General features: G+C 75.6%; 17 protein-coding genes. 6 read left to right on the top strand and 11 right to left on the bottom strand.

Annotated elements, in window-relative coordinates:
* Positions 1-38 precede the first annotated feature (38 nt).
* From ACWGJO_RS31830 to ACWGJO_RS31860, 7 genes are all read right to left on the bottom strand, one after another.
* Positions 39-923: a S1 family peptidase gene (locus tag ACWGJO_RS31830; RefSeq protein WP_452189051.1), complete on the bottom strand. Its 885-nt coding sequence runs from the start codon at positions 921-923 to the stop codon at positions 39-41.
* 239 nt (positions 924-1,162) lie between these two features.
* Positions 1,163-2,392: an MFS transporter gene (locus ACWGJO_RS31835; protein ID WP_452189093.1), complete on the bottom strand. Its 1,230-nt coding sequence runs from the start codon at positions 2,390-2,392 to the stop codon at positions 1,163-1,165.
* Positions 2,393-2,442: 50 nt separating this feature from the next.
* Positions 2,443-3,534 carry a PLP-dependent cysteine synthase family protein gene (locus ACWGJO_RS31840; protein WP_452189053.1) on the bottom strand — a complete coding sequence of 364 codons (1,092 nt, stop codon included), beginning with the start codon at positions 3,532-3,534 and terminating at the stop codon, positions 2,443-2,445.
* A gap of 60 nt (positions 3,535-3,594) precedes the next feature.
* Positions 3,595-4,002: a hypothetical protein gene (locus tag ACWGJO_RS31845; protein WP_452189055.1), complete on the bottom strand. Its 408-nt coding sequence runs from the start codon at positions 4,000-4,002 to the stop codon at positions 3,595-3,597.
* Between the two features lie 122 nt (positions 4,003-4,124).
* A complete protein-coding gene (locus ACWGJO_RS31850; protein ID WP_452189057.1) occupies positions 4,125-4,559 on the bottom strand; it encodes a hypothetical protein in 435 nt (144 codons plus the stop codon).
* Between the two features lie 320 nt (positions 4,560-4,879).
* Positions 4,880-5,335: a GNAT family N-acetyltransferase gene (locus ACWGJO_RS31855; protein ID WP_452189058.1), complete on the bottom strand. Its 456-nt coding sequence runs from the start codon at positions 5,333-5,335 to the stop codon at positions 4,880-4,882.
* A 164-nt stretch (positions 5,336-5,499) separates the two neighbouring features.
* Positions 5,500-6,171, bottom strand: coding sequence for a phosphoribosyltransferase (locus tag ACWGJO_RS31860; RefSeq protein ID WP_452189060.1), 672 nt, complete (start codon positions 6,169-6,171; stop codon positions 5,500-5,502).
* A gap of 360 nt (positions 6,172-6,531) precedes the next feature.
* Between ACWGJO_RS31860 and ACWGJO_RS31865 the strand changes: the two genes are divergently transcribed.
* The 6 genes from ACWGJO_RS31865 (at position 6,532) to ACWGJO_RS31890 (ending at position 15,598) form a co-directional block, all read left to right on the top strand.
* Entirely contained in the window at positions 6,532-6,966 is a 435-nt protein-coding gene (locus ACWGJO_RS31865; protein ID WP_452189062.1) for an STAS domain-containing protein, read from the top strand.
* A gap of 11 nt (positions 6,967-6,977) precedes the next feature.
* Positions 6,978-7,463, top strand: a complete 486-nt coding sequence (locus ACWGJO_RS31870; RefSeq protein ID WP_452189064.1) for an ATP-binding protein — start codon at positions 6,978-6,980, stop codon at positions 7,461-7,463.
* Between the two features lie 134 nt (positions 7,464-7,597).
* Complete coding sequence (locus tag ACWGJO_RS31875; protein WP_452189066.1) at positions 7,598-7,969, top strand: STAS domain-containing protein; 372 nt, start codon at positions 7,598-7,600, stop codon at positions 7,967-7,969.
* Positions 7,970-8,182: 213 nt separating this feature from the next.
* Positions 8,183-12,022 (top strand): HAMP domain-containing protein, encoded by a 3,840-nt coding sequence (locus tag ACWGJO_RS31880; protein WP_452189068.1) that lies wholly within the window; start codon positions 8,183-8,185, stop codon positions 12,020-12,022.
* A gap of 88 nt (positions 12,023-12,110) precedes the next feature.
* On the top strand, positions 12,111-14,468 hold the full coding sequence (locus tag ACWGJO_RS31885; protein ID WP_452189070.1) for a PP2C family protein-serine/threonine phosphatase: 2,358 nt from the start codon (positions 12,111-12,113) through the stop codon (positions 14,466-14,468).
* A 62-nt stretch (positions 14,469-14,530) separates the two neighbouring features.
* Positions 14,531-15,598, top strand: coding sequence for a polyprenyl synthetase family protein (locus ACWGJO_RS31890; protein WP_452189095.1), 1,068 nt, complete (start codon positions 14,531-14,533; stop codon positions 15,596-15,598).
* 55 nt (positions 15,599-15,653) lie between these two features.
* On the opposite strand, the gene ACWGJO_RS31895 is transcribed toward ACWGJO_RS31890, so the two are convergent.
* Genes ACWGJO_RS31895 through ACWGJO_RS31910 form a run of 4 tightly spaced genes read right to left on the bottom strand, consistent with a single transcriptional unit; the run spans position 15,654 to position 19,907 of the window.
* The gene (locus ACWGJO_RS31895; RefSeq protein ID WP_452189072.1) at positions 15,654-16,730 is read right to left on the bottom strand and encodes a glycerate kinase; all 1,077 of its coding nucleotides are present in this window, start codon (positions 16,728-16,730) and stop codon (positions 15,654-15,656) included.
* On the bottom strand, positions 16,727-17,548 hold the full coding sequence (locus ACWGJO_RS31900) for a sugar phosphate isomerase/epimerase family protein (protein WP_452189074.1): 822 nt from the start codon (positions 17,546-17,548) through the stop codon (positions 16,727-16,729). Before ACWGJO_RS31900 ends, ACWGJO_RS31895 begins: the two co-directional genes overlap by 4 nt.
* Positions 17,545-18,744 (bottom strand): dihydrodipicolinate synthase family protein, encoded by a 1,200-nt coding sequence (locus ACWGJO_RS31905; RefSeq protein WP_452189075.1) that lies wholly within the window; start codon positions 18,742-18,744, stop codon positions 17,545-17,547. The genes ACWGJO_RS31900 and ACWGJO_RS31905 overlap by 4 nt, the downstream gene beginning before the upstream one ends.
* Complete coding sequence (locus ACWGJO_RS31910) at positions 18,741-19,907, bottom strand: Gfo/Idh/MocA family protein (RefSeq protein ID WP_452189077.1); 1,167 nt, start codon at positions 19,905-19,907, stop codon at positions 18,741-18,743. Before ACWGJO_RS31910 ends, ACWGJO_RS31905 begins: the two co-directional genes overlap by 4 nt.
* Between the last annotated feature and the right edge of the window lie 20 nt (positions 19,908-19,927).

Consider the following 19,927-nt stretch of genomic DNA (forward strand, 5'->3'; position numbering starts at 1 on the left):
GGTGCGGCGGGCCCACGGCCGGGACGGAAGGGCGCGGGTCAGTACACGCTGACGTTGTACGCGGAGAGCGCCGCGTTGACCGGCTGGTAGAAGGTCGTCCCGCCGGAGGTGCAGTCGCCGCTGCCGCCCGAGGTGAGGCCGAGCGCCTTGGCGCCGTCGTACAGCGGGCCGCCCGAGTCGCCGGCCTCGGCGCAGACGTTGGTCTGGATCAGGCCGCGGACGGTGCTGCCGTCGGTGTAGCGCACGGTGGCGTTGAGGCCGGTGACGGTGCCGCCGTGGGTGCCGGTGGTCGAGCCGGTGCGCTTCACCGCCTCGCCGACGACGGCGTCCGGGGCGGAGGTGAAGCCGCCCGGGTGGCTGAGGGCGCTGTTGTCGTAGCGGACCAGCGCGTAGTCGTGGCCGGGGAAGGTCGAGCCGATGGTGGGGCCGATCAGGGTGCTGTGGGCGACGTCGGTGTACCAGTCGGGGGCGACGTTGCCGCAGTGCCCGGCGGTGAGGAAGTAGTAGGTGCTGCCGCTCACCACGTTGAAGCCGAGCGAGCAGCGGTACTCGCCGCCGTACATGGCGTCGCCGCCGGCGAGCAGCGGGGTGAACACGCCGGGGACGCGGTGGACGTCGAGGCTGGGCGCGGCGGGGCCGGCGGCCTTCATCAGCCGGGCGAGCGAGGACGGGGAGACGGTGCTGTCGGCGGTCACCACGACGCGTCCGGCGGCTTCGTCGACGTACCAGGCCGTGCCGTCGACCTCGGCGTTCAGAATGGCGTCGCTGATCGCCGAGAGCTGTTCCGGTTCGGCGGTGCGGGTGGGAGCGGCGGCGGCGCCCGGCGCGGCGACCGCGGTCGCGGTCAGCAGGCCGAGGGCCGCGGCGAGCAGGCGGAAGCGGCGCGTGCTGCCGGTGCGGGGCGTGGTGCGCGTGGTCCTCACCGATCTCCTCCTGAGGGGGTGACGGCCCCGAGGGTTGGGGCCGTGAAGCGCGGTCAGGGGATGGGCGGACCAAGGTCGTTGCTCTCCGGAAGCACGGCGGATGATCAGCTCCTGATCGGCGCTGACCGGAAGTATGAGGAAACGGACCGTTCGGTACAAGCTTTCCGAGGGGGTGTCGGCGGACCCGCAGGTCCGGGAGTGAGCCTGCGGGTCCGCCGTTCGGCGTTGCCGTGCGGTTCCTACCCGGCGGGCACCGGCGCGGGCCCGGTGAGGCGCCGGCCCCGGTGGAGCGCGTGCAGCGAGAACGCGCAGACCACCCCGAGGGCGCACAGCGCCAGCCAGGGGAGCGCGGCGAGCCCGGCCGCGCGGGCGGCGTCCAGGGCCGCGCCGGTCAGCAGGTTCCCCAGCGTGATGCCCACCCCGCAGACCGTGTTGTAGAGCCCGTAGTGGGTGGCGACCAGACGGTCCCCGGAGAGCCTGACCACGGTGTCCATCTCGAACGGGTAGGCCAGCATCGTGCCCAGGGCCAGCAGCGCCGCGGCCAGCGCCGGCGGCCCGGCGGCGAGCGCCCAGCGCCCGGGGCCGGCCCCCGGGACGGGCAGGGCCGAGGCGGCGAGCAGCGGCAGGAAGGCCGCGCCCATCACGGCCACCCCCGCGACCAGGGCGGTGCCCGGCGCGATCCGGGCCCGGCACCACGCGGTCACCCCGGTCTGGAGCAGGATCGTGCCCAGCCCGGACACCACGAACAGCAGCGCCGTCGCCACCGTCCCGCCCGTGCCGTCGCCGCCCAGCCGGCGGACCTCCAGCGGCAGCGCCAGGTACACCTGGAAGGACAGCACGTACGAGCCGGTCATCGCGCCCGCGAAGAGCAGGAACGGGCGGTTGGCCAGCACCCCGCGCCACTGCGCGAGGACACCCGTACGCTCCGGGCCCCCGGCCGGCCCGTCGCCCCGGCGGGCCGGCAGCGAACGGATCTGCACCGCGCTGAGCACCGCGAACACCCCGGCCGCGACCAGGCAGGTGGTGCGGAAGTCCACCGCGGTCAGCGCCATGCCCACCAGCGGGCCGAGCAGGATGCCCGCCTGGTAGAAGACGTTGAACAGTGCGAACGCGGCCACCCGCTGCTCGCCCGCGTCCCGCGCGAGGTACGCCCGCACGGCCGGGTTGAACAGCGCCCCGGCCAGGCCGGTGGCCGCCGAGGCCGCCACCAGGGCGGACAGCGAGGAGGAGAGGCCGAGCGCGGCGAAGCCGATGGTGCGCAGCAGGCAGCCCGCCACGATCAGCGGCTTGTAGCCGAACCGGTCGGCCAGCGTGCCGCCGACCAGGAACATGCCCTGCTGGGTGAAGTTGCGCACCCCGAGCACCAGCCCGACCGTCCAGCCGGCCAGGCCCAGGCCGCCGGACAGGTGTGCGGCCAGGTAGGGCATCAGCATGTAGAAGCCCAGGTTGATGGTGAACTGGTTGACCATCAGCAGTCGCACACTGCGCTCGTGGCCGCGGAACTGGGCGGTCAGCCCCCTCACGCGGCACCGCCGGGGGCGCCCGCGAGGGTCAGCGGGTCGACCACCTCGGTGCAGCGGGTCCAGCGGGTGACCTCCCGCTCGTCCGGCCGGGCGAGTTTGTCCGGGCCGTCCGCCGGCGGGTGGTCGAGCAGGTCGTGCGCGGCACCGTACTCGTCGTCGTAGACGGTGCCGAGGTAGCGCTGCGGCCCGTCCGGGAAGATCGCGGCGATCCGGGTGCCGGCGGGCCGGGTGCGGGCCAGCCAGCCGGCCACCAGGGCGACGGCGCCGACGCTCCAGCCGCCGGTGGCGTAGTGCGAGGCGGCCAGTCGGCGGCAGGTCCAGACGGCCTCGGCCGGGGCGACCCAGTGCACCTCGTCGAAGGTCCGGTAGGCGACGTTGCGCGGATAGATGCTGGAGCCGAGGCCGCGCATCAGCCGGGCGCGGTCGGGCTGGCCGAAGATCGTGGAGCCGACGGTGTCCACCCCGACCACCCGCAGTCCCGGGTAGAGCTGGCGCAGCACCCGGGAGGTGCCGGCCGAGTGCCCGCCGGTGCCGACGCTGCACACCAGCACGTCCAGGTGGCCCAGCTGGGCGGCGAGTTCGAGCGCCAGCGGGGTGTAGGCGGTGGTGTTGTCGGGGTTGTTGTACTGGTCGGGGCACCACGAGCCGGGGCGGCGGGCCAGCAGCTCGGCCACCCGGTCGCGCCGGGCCTGCTGCCAGCCGCCCCGCGGGTGCGGGCCGGTGACCGTCTCCACCTCGGCGCCGTAGGCGGTGAGCAGCCTGGCCATGGCCGGCTCCAGCCCCGGGTCGGTGACCAGCGTGACCGGGTGCCGGTACACCATGCCGGCCAGCGCGAGGCCCAGGCCCAGCGTGCCGCTGGTGGACTCGACGATCCGGCCGCCCGGGCTCAACTCGCCCCGGGCCCGGGCCCGCTGGACCATGTGCAGGGCCGGGCGGTCCTTGATGCCGCCGGGGTTGAAGCCCTCCAGCTTGGCCCAGAAGCCGCGGCCCGCCGGGGCGAGCGGCTCGCCGATCCGCAGGACCGGGGTGTTGCCGACCAGGCCGCTGAGGGCCGCGTGGTCGTCGGTGCGATGGGTGAGGGATGTCATGTCTGGTCTCCTGTAGGCAGGTTGGCGGACGGTACGGCGGTTCGGACGGACTCCGAGCCGCTATATCCGCCACCGGCAGGTGACCAGCAGCGGGCCTCTCGGCCCGGTGGTGCCGGCGGCGCGACCGACGGCGGCCGCCGGGCGGGGCGCGGGAGGCTCCGCCCGTCCGGCGCCGGGGTCGGCGACGGGCATCTGGGCGGGGAAGGGGAGGGACGCCGCGGGGGTGCGGACCGAGCGCTGCGCGGGCGCGAGGTCGTCGACCTCCGGGCAGGAGCGCTCGGGTGAACCGGCGGGGGCGCCGCTCGGATCGGTCGGCGCGCTGGTGGTCGGGGCGGTGGCGTGGGTGGAGACCGCGGCAGTGGCCGCGGGGGAGCGGTGCGGACGGGCATCGAGGTGCCGCTCCGCGCAGCCGACGGGCAGCAGGGAGAACAGGCCGAGCAGCAGCGCGGCCAGGAGCCGGTTGGGCATGACGGGACTCCGCGCGGCCGCACACGGCGGCAGCGGATCGGTGACGGCGGGGGAACGGACGCGGGCAGTGGGCGCCGGCCCGCACCGCGAGGCGGGCGTGGCGGGGCGCGGCCCGGGCCGGTCTAGACTCTCAGATGCGCGATCCGGTGCGGGAGTTCGGGCGATCCGGCTCCGCTGCTCCCGGCCGCCGGGCGCGGTGGAACGGGCGCCGGTGCGGGCTCCGCGGCGGCGGGCAGGACGGCGGGGACCGGCCGGCCGGCCCCCGCGTCGGGCCCGTCCTCGGGCTTCCCGGACAGGCACTCGCCGCCGGGGTGGTCGGCGTCCTCGCCGTGCTCCTGGTGGTGCGCGGGCTGCGCGGCCCGGGGGCCGTCGACCGCCGTGGTGGCGTGGGTGGACCAGGTGATCCGGATCGGATCGGTGTGCCCGGCGCCGGTCTCCGCACTGAACCCGTGGGACGCGAACACGGCCGCCAGCAGGGCGCCCAGCCAGAACAGCCGTGCCGCCACCCCTCGGGGGCGGGCGCGTCGTGTACGCAACGGCGACCGGGCGGTGACCATGTCGTGATCCTAGCCCGACTTCCCGCTCCGCCATAGCGTGCCTCGGTCTATGTGATGAACCGTCAACTGAACGTCCTGGGGAAGCGCTCGGAAGAAAGTGTTATCGGCGTGGGCGGGGAGGGTCTCCTGGGCACGGGAGCGAACGCGCGACGCCGTGGGTGAGGTCCACGGCGGGACCGCGGAGTTCGAGATGGGGCACTGCGCGCGGAGCCGGAAGGCTCCGACCGCGTCCGCTCCCGACGCGTCGGCCGGATCGTTGCGACCCGGCCGACGCACCCGGCGGTCCGCATGCTCTCCCCCCTGGCTGCGGACCGCCGGGCTCACCGGGCCGGGGCCTGCTCCCGGGGCAGCCGCCAGACCAGTTCCTCCCCGGTCTCGGCCGGGGCGAGCGCCTCCGCGGGGCGGCGCAGGTGCTCGGTGAAGCCGAGGCGGGCCGGGACGGCGCCGCTGGCCAGGTTGGCCGGGTCGTGGACGATCTCGACGAACTCCACCCCGGGGAACCGGAAGGCCTCACCGGCCAGGGCCCGCACGCTCCGGGTGGCCAGCCCGCGCCCGGTGGCGGCGGGGTGCAGCCAGTAGCCGATCTCGCGGACCCCGGCCGGGGTGTCCTCGCGCCGGAACAGCCCGCAGGCGCCGACGATCGCGCCGTCGAGCACGATCGCGTACGTGAAGTCCTGCCCGCTCGCCCAGAGTTCCGCCCGTCCGGTGAGGAACTCGGTGGTCTTGGCCCGGCTGTGCTCGGCCACCCAGGGCATCCAGGGCCGCAAGTGCTCCAACTACTCCTCGATGACCGCGAAGAACTCGGACAGGTCCGACTCGCCGTCGAAGCGGCGAAGGGTGGCTCCGTCCAGGGCGATGACGTGCGGGGGATGGTTCATGACAGGAGGATGGTCCGTGCAGCCGCTGCCCGGCAAAGGGTTTTGGCGGGGCAGGAAGCGGCTCAGCCCCGGCCGGCCCCGGTGCGGCCCGCCGGGGTGCGCCGCTGCAGCAGGACGGCCGCCTCGCGGTCGGTGACCTCGTGGAACTCGCCGTACCAGGGCCCGGCGGCGTGCGCGTAGCGGGGCAGGTGGAGGCAGACCACCGCGTCCACGTCCCGGCGCAGGTCGGCCGCGATCCGGGCGTCGCAGACCGGCGCCGCGAGGATCAGCCGCGCCGGGTGGTCGGCGGCGAGGGCGTGGACGGCCGCCCGGGCGGTGAGGTCGTCGGTCAGGCCGTCGGAGACCAGGACGACGGTGCGCCCGTCCAATGGCAGCCGGTCCCGGCCCGGGCGGTAGAGCGCCTCACGGCGGTGGACCTCCACCCGCTCCCGCTTGACGCTCGCGCCCAGCTCGGCCGCGGTGACGCCGAGGCTCCTCAGGGTGTGCCGGTCGACCAGCGGCCCGTCGCCGTCGGCGATCGCACCGATCGGGCGGTCGTGGCCGCGGACGGCCAGCGGCCGGACCACCGTGGCGTCGAGCGGGGCGTCCAGGGCCTCGGCGACCTCCGCCGCCACCGGCAGCCCGCCGGGGGCGAGCCCGAGAACCACCACCCCGGTACCGGCCCGCCCGCTCAGCAGCGGGGCGAGCCTGCGGGCCAGCTGGTGTCCGGCGGTGCTGCGGTCGAGAAATCTCACGGGTCCGTCCTTGTTCTCCTGCGTTCGTGCCCCTGCCGGGCCCCGGGGCGGCACGAATCGGCGAGCGTCCCGCGGCCCCGCCACCAAGGCGACTTCCCCGCCACGGCGGGCTCTAACGTCCTCGCGTGAAACGTCTGCGCGCGCCGGCCTGCGCGGGCGACCCGGACGTGCTCCCGGGCCGGCGGCGGTACGTGTGTCCCGGCCGGGTTCGGGCAGACGCGGGGCATGGACGACCGACGGACGGTGCTCCCGCCCGTACCCGGGAAACTCGCGGGTACGGCCGTCCGCGCGGCCCGGCACGGCGCGCGCGATGATGGGCGGGACGGCGCCCCGCCGTCCCCACCGGACCGGGAGCGAGCCATGCCACGGCCATCCGAGCGACCCTGCGAGCCCACCGGGGAGCACGAGTCCGGCGACCTGTGGGTCGAGGTCGGGGACCGGGGGCCGGTACGGATCGTCACCGTCACCGGGGAACTGGACCACGACACCGCGGACGACCTGCGGACCGCCCTCGCCCGGCCGCCGTCGGCGGCCGGCATCGAGCGGATCGTCGTCGACCTCGCCGGCCTGCGGTTCTGCGACTCGACCGGGTTGAACGTCCTGCTGCGCGCCCGGCTGGACGCCCAGGGGGACGGCGTGCGGCTGGAGCTGGCAGGCGCCGGCCCGCTGGTGGTGCGGCTGCTCGCGATCACCGGGGCCGACGGCGTGCTGCGGGTCCACCCCGACCTCCGCACCGCGCTGGAGGCGCCCGGCGAGGGCCCGGCCGGGCCCGCCGCACCGCCCGAGCCGAGGTGAGGAGGCAAACCGTGGACCGCCCCGGGAACGGTGGGCCGCCGAGTGGGGAGCAGACCAGGCGGCTGGTGCTGGAGGGCAGTGCCGGCGCGGTGCAGCGCAGCCGGGAGTTCAGCCGGCGGGCGCTGGTGTCCTGGCACTGGCTGCCCGCCCCCGACGACGACCGGAGGGCCGCGGCCGAGGACGTCCTGCTGATGGTCTCCGAACTGGTCACCAACGCCTGCCTGCACGCCTCCGGCGGCCCGCGCGAACTGCGGCTCCACTGGGACGGCGCCCGGCTGCGGGTGGAGGTCGTGGACGCCAGCCCCGTACCGCCGCGGCTGCGCCCGTTCGCCGGTGCCGGCCGACCGGGCGGGCACGGGCTGCGGGTGGTGGACCGGCTCGCCGACGCCTGGGGTTTCCGGCCCGACGACGGCGGGAAGCTGGTCTGGCTGGAGGTGCCGCGCCCGCCGGCCCTGACGGCGGCCGGTTCGGACGGGGAGCCGCAGCGGCCCGACTGATCGCACCCTTCCCCGCCCGGGGGTTTCCGCCGCCCCGCCCGGGGTTTCCGGCGCTCCGCAGCGGACAGCCGCATGGATGTGAGCGCCGGCACCGACCGGAGCCCGGTCCTCACCGAGCGAGAGGAGCCCGAGCCATGACGCGGCGCCCGTCGAAGTGCGGCGGTCCGGCCGTCGACCGGGCCGAGGGGCTGACGGTCGAGATCCGGCCGTGGGCCCTGGGCACCGTCCTGGTGCTGCTCGGCGAACTGGACCTCGACTCCAGCGCCGACCTGCGGGCCGCGCTGAACCGGACCTTCGCCGGGCCGGCCGGCGTGGTCGTGGTGGACTGCGCCGGGCTGGAGTTCTGCGACTCCACCGGGCTCAACGCCCTGCTGCGGGCCAAGGCCCGGGCGGCGGTGGACGGCAGCCGGATCGAGCTGGCCCGGCCCCGGCCGCTGATCCTGCGGATGCTCGAACTCACCGGCGCCACCGACGCCTTTCCGATCCGCGGGACCGTACCGGGCTGAGGCCGCCGGGGCCGCTGAGGCCGCTGAGGCCTGCCGCCCCAGCCCGGGCGCGTCCGCCCCGAGTGTCCGTCCGCCCCGGGCCCGTCCGCCCCGAGTGTCGCCTCCGGCCCGCGGTGGGACAGTGGGAGCAGGGCGGCAGCCCGTCGCCCTCGGGTCCGAGGTGCCCGGACGACGGCGCACCCAGGCCGTGCGAGCGATCCGGACGGTGGGCGGATGGACGAGCACCCGGTAGCCGCAGCCCCCGCGGCCGACCCGGCCGAGCAGGCACTGCGGCAGCTGCTCGCCGGGCTGACGGCCGTGCGCGACGGGGACTTCCGCACCCGGCTCGCCCCGGACAGGCCGGGGGTGCTGGGGGAGATCGCCGAGGTCTTCAACGGCATGGCCGACCAGCTGGCCCGGGTGACCTCCGAGGTGACCAGGGTGGCCCGGGAGGTCGGCAGCGACGGGCGGCTCGGCGGCCAGGCGCAGGTCCCGGACGCGACCGGGACCTGGCTGGAGCTGACCGACTCGGTGAACGCGATGGCCGGCAACCTGACCTGGCAGGTGCGCAACATCGCCCAGGTCACCACGGCGGTGGCGCGCGGCGACCTCACCCAGAAGATCGAGGTGGACGCGCGCGGCGAGATCCTGGAGCTCAAGAGCACCGTCAACACCATGGTGGACACCCTGTCCTCGTTCGCGGACGAGGTGACCAGGGTGGCCCGGGAGGTGGGCACCGAGGGCCGGCTCGGCGGCCAGGCGCAGGTGCCGGGCGTCGCCGGGACGTGGCGCGACCTGACCGACTCGGTGAACGCGATGGCGGGCAACCTGACCTGGCAGGTGCGCAACATCGCCCAGGTGGCGACCGCCGTGGCCGAGGGGGACCTCACCCAGAAGATCTCGGTCGCCGCCCGCGGGGAGATCCTGGAACTCAAGACGACCATCAACACGATGGTCGACCAGCTGTCCTCGTTCGCGGACGAGGTGACCAGGGTGGCCCGGGAGGTGGGAACCGAGGGCCGGCTCGGCGGGCAGGCGGACGTCCGGGACGTCTCCGGCACCTGGCGGGCGCTCACCGAGTCCGTCAACGTCATGGCCGACAACCTCACCGCCCAGGTCCGCTCGATCGCCGAGGTGACCACCGCCGTCGCGGAGGGCGACCTGAGCCAGAAGATCCGGGTCGACGCGCGCGGCGAGATCCTGGAGCTGAAGGAGACCATCAACACGATGGTCGACCAGCTGTCCTCCTTCGCGGACGAGGTCACCAGGGTCGCCAGGGAGGTCGGCACCGCCGGGAACCTGGGCGGCCAGGCCACCGTCCGGGGGGTCTCCGGGACGTGGAAGGACCTCACCGACAACGTCAACGTGATGGCCTCCAACCTGACCGGCCAGGTCCGCTCGATGTCCGAGGTGGCGACCGCGGTGGCGCGCGGCGACCTCTCCCGGAAGATCACCGTCGAGGCCGAGGGCGAGGTCGCGGCCCTCGCCGCCGCCATCAACACCATGGTGGACACGCTGTCCGCCTTCGCGGACGAGGTCACCAGGGTCGCCCGCGAGGTCGGCACCGAGGGCATCCTGGGCGGCCAGGCCCGGGTGCCCAATGTCGCCGGGACGTGGAAGGACCTCACCGACAACGTCAACTTCATGGCGCACAACCTGACCAGCCAGGTGCGCAACATCGCCCAGGTCACCACCGCCGTCGCCGACGGCGACCTGACCCGCAAGATCGACGTGGACGCGCGCGGCGAGATCCTGGAACTCAAGACCACCGTCAACACGATGGTCGACCAGTTGTCCTCGTTCGCCGCCGAGGTGACCAGGGTGGCCCGGGAGGTCGGCAGCGAGGGCCGGCTCGGCGGGCAGGCCCGGGTGGAGGGCGTCTCCGGCACCTGGAAGCGGCTCACCGAGAACGTCAACGAGCTGGCCGGCAACCTCACCCGGCAGGTCCGCGCCATCGCCGAGGTCACCAGCGCCGTCGCGGCCGGAGACCTGACCCGCTCGATCAGCGTGGACGCCTCCGGCGAGGTCGCCGACCTCAAGGACAACATCAACGCGATGGTCGGATCGCTGCGCGAGACCACCCTGGCCAACCAGGAGCAGGACTGGCTCAAGAGCAACCTGGCCCGCTTCTCCGCCGCCATCCAGGCCCGGCGGGACATCCGTGCCGTCGCCGGGATGATCACCGACGAGCTGACCCCGCTGGTCGGCGCCCAGTACGGCGCGTTCTTCCTCGCCGAGGAGGGCGCGGACGGCACCGAGCTGGCCCTGATCAGCGCCTACGGCCGCCCGGCCGGGGAGCAGCGGCGGCTGCGGCTGGGGGAGTCCCTGGTCGGCCAGGCCGCCCGGACCCGGCGGACCGTCGCCGTGGACGACCTGCCGCCCGGCTACGCCACCGTCTCCTCCGGCGCGGGCGGCGCCGACGCCCGCTCACTGGTCGTCCTGCCGATCGCCCTGGAGGAGTGGCTGATCGGCGTGCTGGAGTTCGCCTCGGTCCATCCGTTCACCCAGGTCCACCGCGACTTCCTGACCCAGTTCGCCGAGGCCTGCGGGGTCAACCTCGGCAACCTGCTGGCCAACGCGCGCACCGACGAGCTGCTCGGCGAGTCCCAGCGGCTCACCGCCGAACTCCGGGCCCAGTCCAAGGAGTTGCAGGAAGGGCAGGAGGAACTGCGCCGCTCCAACGCCGAATTGGAGGACAAGGCCGCGCTGCTCGCCCAGCGCAACCGGGACATCGAGGCGAAGAACCTGGAGATCGAGCAGGCCCGCCAGGAACTGGAGGAAAGGGCACAGGAGTTGACCCGGACCTCGATGTACAAGTCGGAGTTCCTGGCCAACATGAGCCACGAGCTGCGCACCCCGCTGAACAGCCTGCTCATCCTCGCCCAGCTGCTCGCCGAGAACAGCGGCGGCAACCTCACCCCCAAACAGGTCGAGTACGCGGGCGTCATCCACTCGGCCGGCACCGACCTGCTCCAGCTCATCAACGACATCCTGGACCTCTCCAAGGTGGAGGCCGGGAAGATGGACCTGTCCATCGAGCCCTTCGCGGTGCGCGAACTGCTGGAGTACGTGGAGTCCGGCTTCCGGCCGCTGGCCGACCAGAAGGGGCTCGCCTTCGAGGTGGCCGTCGACCGGGCCGTGCCGGAACGGATCGTCACCGATCAGGCGCGGCTGCGTCAGGTGCTGCACAACCTGCTCTCCAACGCCGTCAAGTTCACCGACACCGGCCGGGTCGAGCTGCGGATCGAACGCGTCGAGGAGGCCGAGCTGCCGCCCGGACTCGGGCGCGCGCCCGCCGCGGTGGCCTTCCACGTCGACGACAGCGGGATCGGCATCGACCCGGCCCACCTGGACACCATCTTCGGAGCCTTCCAGCAGGCCGACGGCTCCACCGCGCGGCGCTACGGCGGCACCGGCCTCGGCCTGTCGATCAGCCGGGAGCTCGCCCGGCTGCTCGGCGGCACCATCACCGTCCGCTCCGCGGCGGGGCAGGGCAGCCGGTTCACGCTGTACCTGCCGCTGGGCGAGCAGGCGGCGGCGGTGGCGACGGGCGGCACGCCGGTGCCCGGGTCCGGGGGCGGGGGCGGGGGCGGCGGCGCGGCCCCCGAGGCGGTCGAGAGCCCCTCGGTGGTCGAGAGCCCCTCGGCGGTGGAGGAGACCGAGGAGAGCGACCCGCCCCCGGCCGTGGCGGGACCGCTCGTCGGACGGACCGTACTGATCGTCGACGACGACATCCGCAACGTCTTCGCGCTCACCGCCGCCCTGGAACGGCACGGGCTGACCATCCTGCACGCCGCCGACGGCCGCGCCGGGCTCGACGTGCTGCGCGCCCACCCGGAGACCGACCTGGTGCTGATGGACGTCATGATGCCCGAGCTGGACGGCTACGCCGCCATCGCGGAGATCCGCGCCGACGCCCGCTTCGAGCGGCTGCCGGTCGTGGCCGTCACCGCCAAGGCCATGCCCGGCGACCGGGACCGCAGCCTGGCCGCCGGGGCCGACGACCACATCACCAAGCCGGTCGACACCGGCCGGCTGCTGGAGCGGATGCGGGAATGGCTGGACGCGTCATGACGGCTCCCCGGTCCGGGGGAACCGCGGCCCGGCACTCGGGCACCGCCGCCCTTCGCGCGGGCACCGCGCCCCGGCCCCGGGGCGCGCCGTGACCGCCGGGCAGGAGTCCGCCGGGCAGGAGTCCCCGGCGCAGGAGGCCGCGGAGCGCACCGCCCGGGCCCTGGCCGAGACCGTCCGTCGCCTCCGGGCGGCCGCCGCCCGCGCGCACGCCGAGGCGTGGACCAGGGCCGCCGTCGACCTCGCCACCGGCATCCTGGCCGAGCGGCTCGGCCTGCCCGTCGCCGAGGCCGCCGCGCACCTCGCCCGGCTGGCCCGGGAGTCGGGCGTGCCGGTGCTCGTTCTGGCGACGGACATCGCGGCCCTCCCGGAGCCGGGCCAGGAACCGGGAACAGCTCCCGCACCGGCTCCGGACGGCGCGCCCGGACCGGCGGCCCTCGGCCTCCCCACCGCCGAACCGCCCGAGGCAGGCCCGCCCGTCGCACCCGCACTCGCCTCCGCGCCCGACCTGGAGCACGCCGCCGGGGCCGTGCTCGACCAGGCCGCGGCGGCGCTCGGCGTCCGCGCCGTGGCCGTCTGGCAGCGGCTGCCCGGCGGCGCGCTCGCCCTCGCCGCGCACGCCGGGCTCTCCGCCGAGGAGGCGGCCGGCTGGTCCCGGGTGCCGCCCGGCGTCCCCACCCCGGCGCAGCTGGTCGTCGGCGGGGGAGCCGAGCTGTGGCCCGGGGAACCGGGGGCGGACGGTCCCTCGGTCGGCGCCGCCGCCGCCCGCGCGGTCGTCCCGCTGCTCGACCGGCGCCGCCGCACGGGCGCGCTGGAGCTGCTCTGGCCGGCCACCGGCCCCGATTCCGCCCCGGTGCTCGGCCCGGCCCGGCGCCGGGGGCTGTACGCCCTCGCCGACCTCTGCGCGACCCTGCTCGGCCCACCCCCGGAGCCCGTGCCCCCCGAGCGGGCAGACGACCTCCTGGACGGTCTGCTCACCCCCGCGCTGCTGCTGGGCCCCGTCCTGCGGGCCGAGCGGATCGCCGACTTCACGGTGGTTCGGGTCAACGCCCGGTTCCGCGACCCGCTCGGCCGGCCCCGGGAGGCACTGGAGGGCGCCTCGCTGCTGGAGACGTACCCGGTCGCCTCGGCCGCCGGGCTGCTCGACCGGCTGCTGCGCGCGTACGAGACGGGCGTGCCGTCGACCGCCGAGCCGCTCCGGCTGGCCTTCCGGGAGCAGGGGCCCGCCGTCCCGGTGGCCGTACTGCTCTCGGTCGTCCCGCTCGGGGGCCGGGTGCTGGTCTGCTGGCGGCTGGACGACGAGCAGGAGGAGGACGAGCACGCCGCCCTGCTGCGCCAGGCCCAGCGGCTGGCCCGGGTGGCCGGGTTCGAGGAGTTCCCCGCCGAGGGCCGGATCCGCTGGAGCGACGGGCTGCGCGAGCTGTACGGGCTGCCGCCGGACGCCCCGCCCGTACCGCTGGACCGGCTCGTGCGGCACACCCACCCGGACGACCGGCCGGCGGTCCGGCGGCTGCTGGACACCGTCCGGCACCACCACCGCACCGCCTCCGCGGTGGTCCGGCTGGACCGCCCGGACGGCACCCACCGCTTCACCCGGGTGATCGCCGAGCCGGTGGTGGACGAGACCGGCCGGCTCGTCGCCGTCCGCGGCGCCTACCACGACGTCTCCGCCCAGCACTGGACGGAGGTCGCGCTCGGCGCCACCCGGGAGCGGCTGGCCGACAGCGAGCAGGAATCGGCCGAACGGGCGCAGCTGGCACTGCGGCTGCAGCAGGCGATCCTGCCCGCCGCCCCGCCCCCGCTCGCCGTCACCGGCCTGCACGCCGCCGTCCGCTACCGGCCCGCTGCCCAGCGCGACCGGGTCGGCGGCGACTGGTACGACGTGCTGGTGCTGCCCGACCGGCGGGTGCTGCTCGCGGTCGGCGACGTGGCCGGGCACGGTGTCGGCGCGGCCACCGGGATGGTCGCGCTGCGGCACGCCCTGCGCGGCCTCGCCGTCACCGGGGCCGGCCCGGGCCGGCTGCTGGAGTGGGCCAACACCGTGGCCCTGCGCGAACCGGGCCAGGTCACCGCGACGGCCGTCTGTGTGCTGCTGGACCCGGTCGGCGGCGAACTGCGCTGGGCCCGGGCCGGCCACCTGCCGCCGATCCGGCTCGGCGCGGACGGCGCCCAGGTGCTGCCGCTGCCGCACGGGGTGCTGCTCGGCGCGCTGGACGACGCCGAGTACGAGGAACGCACCGCCCGGCTCGACCCGGGTGACGTCCTGCTGCTCTACACCGACGGGCTGGTCGAACGCCGGGACCGTCCGGTGGAGGAGTCGGTGGAGCAGCTGCTCCGGGCGGCCGGCGACCCCGGCCCGGACCTGGAGCAGTACCTGGACCGGCTGCTCGAACTCAGCCCCGCCGACACCGACGACGACACCTGCCTGATCGCCGTCCAGACCGAGTAGACAGGGCGGCTGCGCGGTCCCGTGCGCCGGATGCGAGGGTGGGCCTCGTGAACGAGACGATCATGGCAGCCGCCCGCGAACGAGCCGCCGGACACCGGCGCCGGTTCGACCTCCGCTTCGAGGCCTACTTCGCCGCCCTGCCGGAGCGCCTCGACACGCCGTCGCTCAGCCGCTTCACCCCGCGCTGCCTGGAGCTGCTGCGGGACCTCTCCCTGCGCGGCGGCAAGCGGCTGCGGGTCGCCCTGCTGTACGAGGCGGCCCGGCTGGTGACCACCGACCCCGTGCCCGGCCTGGCGGAGGCCGCGCTGAGCATCGAGCTGCTCCAGACGCACGGGCTCGTCCACGACGACATCATCGACGACGCGCCCGTACGCCGCGGCGGCCCCTCCACGTACTACGCCTACCGCCGGGAGTTCCCGGCGGCGGACCGCACCGCGCTCGGCCTGGCCGTCCTGGCCGGGGACCTCGCCGCCTTCCTCTCGATGCGGGTCCTACTGGAGGCGGACGTCCCCGCCGAGCTGCGCCAGGCGATGCTGGAGGTGCAGCTGAACACCGGCGCCGAGACGGTCGCCGGCCAGATCCTCGACCTCGAACGCGACTTCCTGCCGCTCCCGGACGAGGAGTTCCTGCACGCCGTCTGCGAGTACAAGTCGACCCGGTACTCCGTCCTCGCCCCGCTGCGGCTGGGGCTGCTGGCCGCCGGCGAGGACGTGGCCGGCCACGACGCACGGCTGCGCCGGTACGCGACCCTGGTCGGCATCGGCGGCCAGCTGCGCGACGACTACCTCGACCTGTTCGGCGACGAGGACGCCACCGGCAAGTCCACCGGCGCCGACCTCCGCGCGGGACGCCGCAGCTACGCCGTGAGCGCCCTGCTCACCGCCGCGGACGAGGCGCAGCGGGCCGTGGTGGAGTCCGCGCTCGGCGACCCGCACTGCCCGGCCGACGCGGTCGAACAGGTCCGAGAGCTGGCCCGACGGCTGGGCGTGGACCGGAGGCTCCGCTCCGACATGCGCCGCTGCGCCGACGCGGCCCGCGCCGAAGCCGAGAGCTGGCGCCCGCACTGGCGGGAGGAGGCGGTGGCCTTCTTCGAGGGCCTGCCGCCGGCGAACGTGGTGCCGGGCGGGTGACCCGGGCGGCCCGTTCGCGCCGAGCGCGTGGGGACCGGGCCCGGACGGCGGGAGTTCAGCCCGCCGCGTCGTCGGCGAGCCGGGCGCCGGCGCGGGCCAGCCATGTGCGGGCGTGCTCCCGGGCCGAGGCCGGGCCGCCCGCGAGCGCGGCGAGGGTCAGCACCTGGTCGTCGGCCGACTCGCCCGCGACGATCCGGGCGGGGACGCCGGCCCGGGCGGCCCGGGCGAGGACCTCGCCGACCGCCTTGCCGCGCAGGCTGGTCGCGTCGTACCGGCCCTCACCGGTGATCACCAGATCCGCCGCGGCGATGTCCCGGTCGAGGCGGAGGAGGTCGGCGACGGCGGCGGCGCCGGGGCGGATGACGGCGCCCCAGGCGGCCGCGAGGCCGTAGGCGGTGCCGCCCGCCGCACCGGTGCCGGGCCGCGCCGGGTCCGCGCCGAGGAGCGCGGCGAGCCGGGCGAGGCCCTGGTCGAGCAGGGCGACCTCGTTCGGGTCCGCGCCCTTCTGCGGGCCGTAGACGGCGGCGGCGCCGTCCGGGCCGAGCAGCGGATTCGTGACATCGGTGAGCAGCACCACACCGTCGGGCGGCGCCGGGCGCAGGCCCGCGACGTCGACCCGGTGGGCCCGGGGCAGTGCTCCGCCGCCGTCGGGGAGCGCCCGGCCCCGCGCGTCGGTCAGCCGCAGGCCGAGCGCCGCGAGCAGGCCGCTGCCGCCGTCGGTGGAGGCGGAGCCGCCGAGGGCGACCGCCAGCCGGCGCGCGCCCGCGTCGAGGGCCGCCGCGACGGTCTCGCCGGTGCCCCGCGTGGTCGCGGTGAGCGGTGCGGGGCGGGACATCAGGGGCAGCCCGCTGGCGACGGCGAGTTCCACCAGCGCGGTGCCGTCGGGCAGGAGCGCGTACCGCCCGGTGACCGGCCGCCCGTCGGGGCCGGTGCAGCCGGGGACCTCGTGCTCGGTGGTGCCGGGCAGGGCGGCCGCGACGGCGGCGATGGTGCCCTCGCCGCCGTCGGCCATCGGACGCGCGATCAGCTCGTCGCCCGGCCGCACCGAGCGCCAGCCGTCGGCCAGCGCCCGGGCGGCGTCGGTCGCCGTGACCGTCCCCTTGAAGGAGTCCGGGGCGAGGACGACCCTCATCCGCCCACCACGTGGGCCCGGTGGCGCTCGACCACCGTCGCGAGGGTCTGCTCCCCGGGGGTGTCCCAGATCTCCTGGTTGAAGATCTCGGTCTCGATCCAGCCGGTGTAGCCGGCGGCCGTGACCATGGCCGTCAGCGCCCCGAAGTCGATGTGGCCGTCGCCCACGTGGCCCCGGCCGAGCAGGGCGTCGGCGGGCAGCGGCAGCGTCCAGTCGCAGACCTGGTACGAGGCGATCCGGGCGCCCGCCCGGGCGACCTGCGCGGCGAGGTCCGGGTCCCACCACACGTGGTAGCTGTCGACGACGACGCCGACCTGCTCGACGGGGTGGCCCTCGGCCAGGTCGAGGGCCTGGCCGAGGGTGGAGACCACGGCCCGGTCGGCGCAGAACATCGGGTGCAGCGGTTCGATCGCCAGCCGTACGCCCAGGTCACCGGCGTACGGGGCGAGTTCGGCCAGCCGCTCGGCGACCCGCTCCCGGGCCCCGGCCAGGTCGCGGCTGCCCGCAGGCACCCCGCCGACGACCATCACCAGGGTGTCGGTGCCGAGTTCGGCCGCCTCCTCCAGGGCACGGAGGTTGTCGGCGAGCGCCGCCCGGTGGGCGTCCGGCCCCTCGGCGGTGAGGAAGCCGCCCCGGCACAGGCTGCTGACGGCCAGTCCCGCCTCGCGGACCAGCCTGGCCGCGGACGCGACGCCGACCTCCTCCACCTTGTCGCGCCAGAGCCCGATCGCCGGGACGTCGGCCGCCGCGCAGCTGCGCACCGCCTCCGGCAGGCTCCAGCCCTTGGTGGTGATCTGGTTCAGCGAGAGCCGGTTCACGCCTCCACCCCCGCCACCGCGAGGAACCGCCGCATCCGGTGCGCCGCCAGTTCCGGATCGGGCAGCACCCCGGCGGCGTCCGCCAGCCGGAACAGCTTCACCAGGTGGACGACGGAACGGCTGCTCTGCGCCCCGCCGACCATGGTGAAGTGGCTCTGGTGGCCGGCCAGCCAGGCGAGGAACACGATGCCCGTCTTGTAGTGGTACGTCGGCGCCGCGAACAGGTGGCGGGCCAGCGGGAGGGTGGGGGCGAGCAGCGCGTCGTACCGGTCGAGGTCCCCGGCGTCCAGGGCGTGCAGCGCGGCCGCGGCGCGGGTGGCGATCGGGTCGAAGACGCCCAGCAGTGCGTGGCTGTGGCCGAGTCCGTCGCCGCGGACGAGCCGCGGGTAGTCGAAGTCGTCGCCGGTGTAGAGCCGGACGCCCTCGGGCAGGGCGCGGCGCAGGGCGATCTCCCGCTCGGCGTCGAGCAGGGAGACCTTGATGCCGTCGATGCCGGCGCGGTGCTCCCGGATCAGCGCGAGCACCGTCGCGGTGGCCGTGTCCGGGTCGGCGGAGCCCCAGTAGCCGGCCAGCGCCGGGTCGAACATCTCGCCGAGCCAGTGCAGGATCACCGGCCGACCGGCCTGGGCGATCAGCCGGCCGTAGACCTGGAGGTAGTCCTCCGGCCCGCGGGCCCGCGCGGCCAGGGCGCGGCTGGCCATCAGGACGGGTTGCGCGCCGGCCTCCTCGACCACCGCGAGCTGCTCCTCGTAGGCGGCCGTGATCTCGGCGAGGCTCGCGGCCGGGCCGGTGAGCTGGTCCGTGCCGACGCCGCAGGCGAGCCGGCCTCCCTCCCGTCGCCCGCCACCACCCTTGTCCGAAGCGCTTCGCGCTGCCTCCCTGAAGGCGCGGGCCTCCGCGCCGGAGCGGACGATCAGCTCCCGGGTGGCGGCCCAGTCCAGGCCCATGCCGCGCTGGGCGGTGTCCATGGCGTCGGCGACGCCGAGGCCGAGGGACCAGAGGTGGTGGCGGAAGGCGAGGGTGGCGTCCCAGTCGACGGCGGCCGGGGCACCGGGGGCGTTGCCGCCGAGCGGGTCGGCGACGACGTGCGCGGCGGCGAAGGCCGTGCGCTCCTTCGGCGGGTGCGCCGGGATCTCCAGCGGCTCGGGGGCGCTCAGCCGGTGGCGGCCGTGGCCGGGAAGGTTCAGCTCGGTCATCGGATCTCCAGGGCGGGAACGTTCAGGCGGCGGCCCTCGCGGGCGGAGCGCAGGCCGAGTTCGGCCAGCTGGACGCCCTTGGCGCCCTCCAGCAGGTCCCAGGTGTACGGGGAGCCGGTGACGACATGTCGCAGGAAGAGCTCCCACTGGGCCTTGAAGCCGTTGTCGAACTCGCCGTTGTCCGGAACCTGCTGCCACTGCTCGCGGAACCGCTCGGTGGCCGGCAGGTCCGGGTTCCACACCGGCTTCGGGGTGGTGGCCCGGTGCTGGATCCGGCAGTTGCGCAGCCCGGCGACGGCGCTGCCCTCGGTGCCGTCGACCTGGAACTCCACCAGCTCGTCGCGGTCGACCCGGACGGCCCAGGAGGAGTTGATCTGGGCGGTGATCCCGCCCTCCAGCTCGAAGACGCCGTAGGCGGCGTCGTCGGCCGTCGCCGGGTAGGTCCGGCCCTGCTCGTCGACCCGCTCGGGGATGTGGGTGGCGGTGTGCGCGTACACCGAGCGGACGGGCGCGACGATCTGGTCCAGCACGTACCGCCAGTGCGGGAACATGTCGAGGATCATGCCGCCGCCGTCCTGGGCGCGGTAGTTCCAGGAGGGGCGCTGCGCGTCCTGCCAGTCGCCCTCGAACACCCAGTAGCCGAACTCGCCGCGCACCGACAGGATGCGGCCGAAGAAGCCGCCGTCCACCAGTCGCTTGAGCTTGAGCAGGCCGGGCAGGAAGAGCTTGTCCTGCACGGCGCCGTTGCACACCCCGGCCTCCCGGGCCAGCCGGGCCAGTTCGAGTGCGGCGTCGAGGGACTCCGCGGTCGGCTTCTCGGTGTAGACGTGCTTGCCGGCCGCGATGGCGGTGCGCAGGGCCGGCTCGCGGGCCCGGGTGATCTGGGCGTCGAAGTAGATCTCGGCGAGCGGGTGGGCCAGTGCCTCGTCCAGTGAGGTGGTCCAGTGCGTCAGGCCGTGGCGGTCCGCCAGTTCCCTGAGCTTGCGGGCGCCGCGGCCGACCAGGATCGGCTCGGGCCACAGTGTGTCGCCGCCCTCCAGGGCGAGTCCGCCCTGCTCGCGGATGGCCAGGATCGAGCGCACCAGATGCTGGCGGTAGCCCATCCGGCCGGTGACGCCGTTCATCACGACGCCGATCACTCTCTGCGTCACTCTCTGGGGCATGCGTGGTCCTCTGCGTCCTG

Source organism: Kitasatospora sp. NPDC054795 (assembly GCF_053611565.1).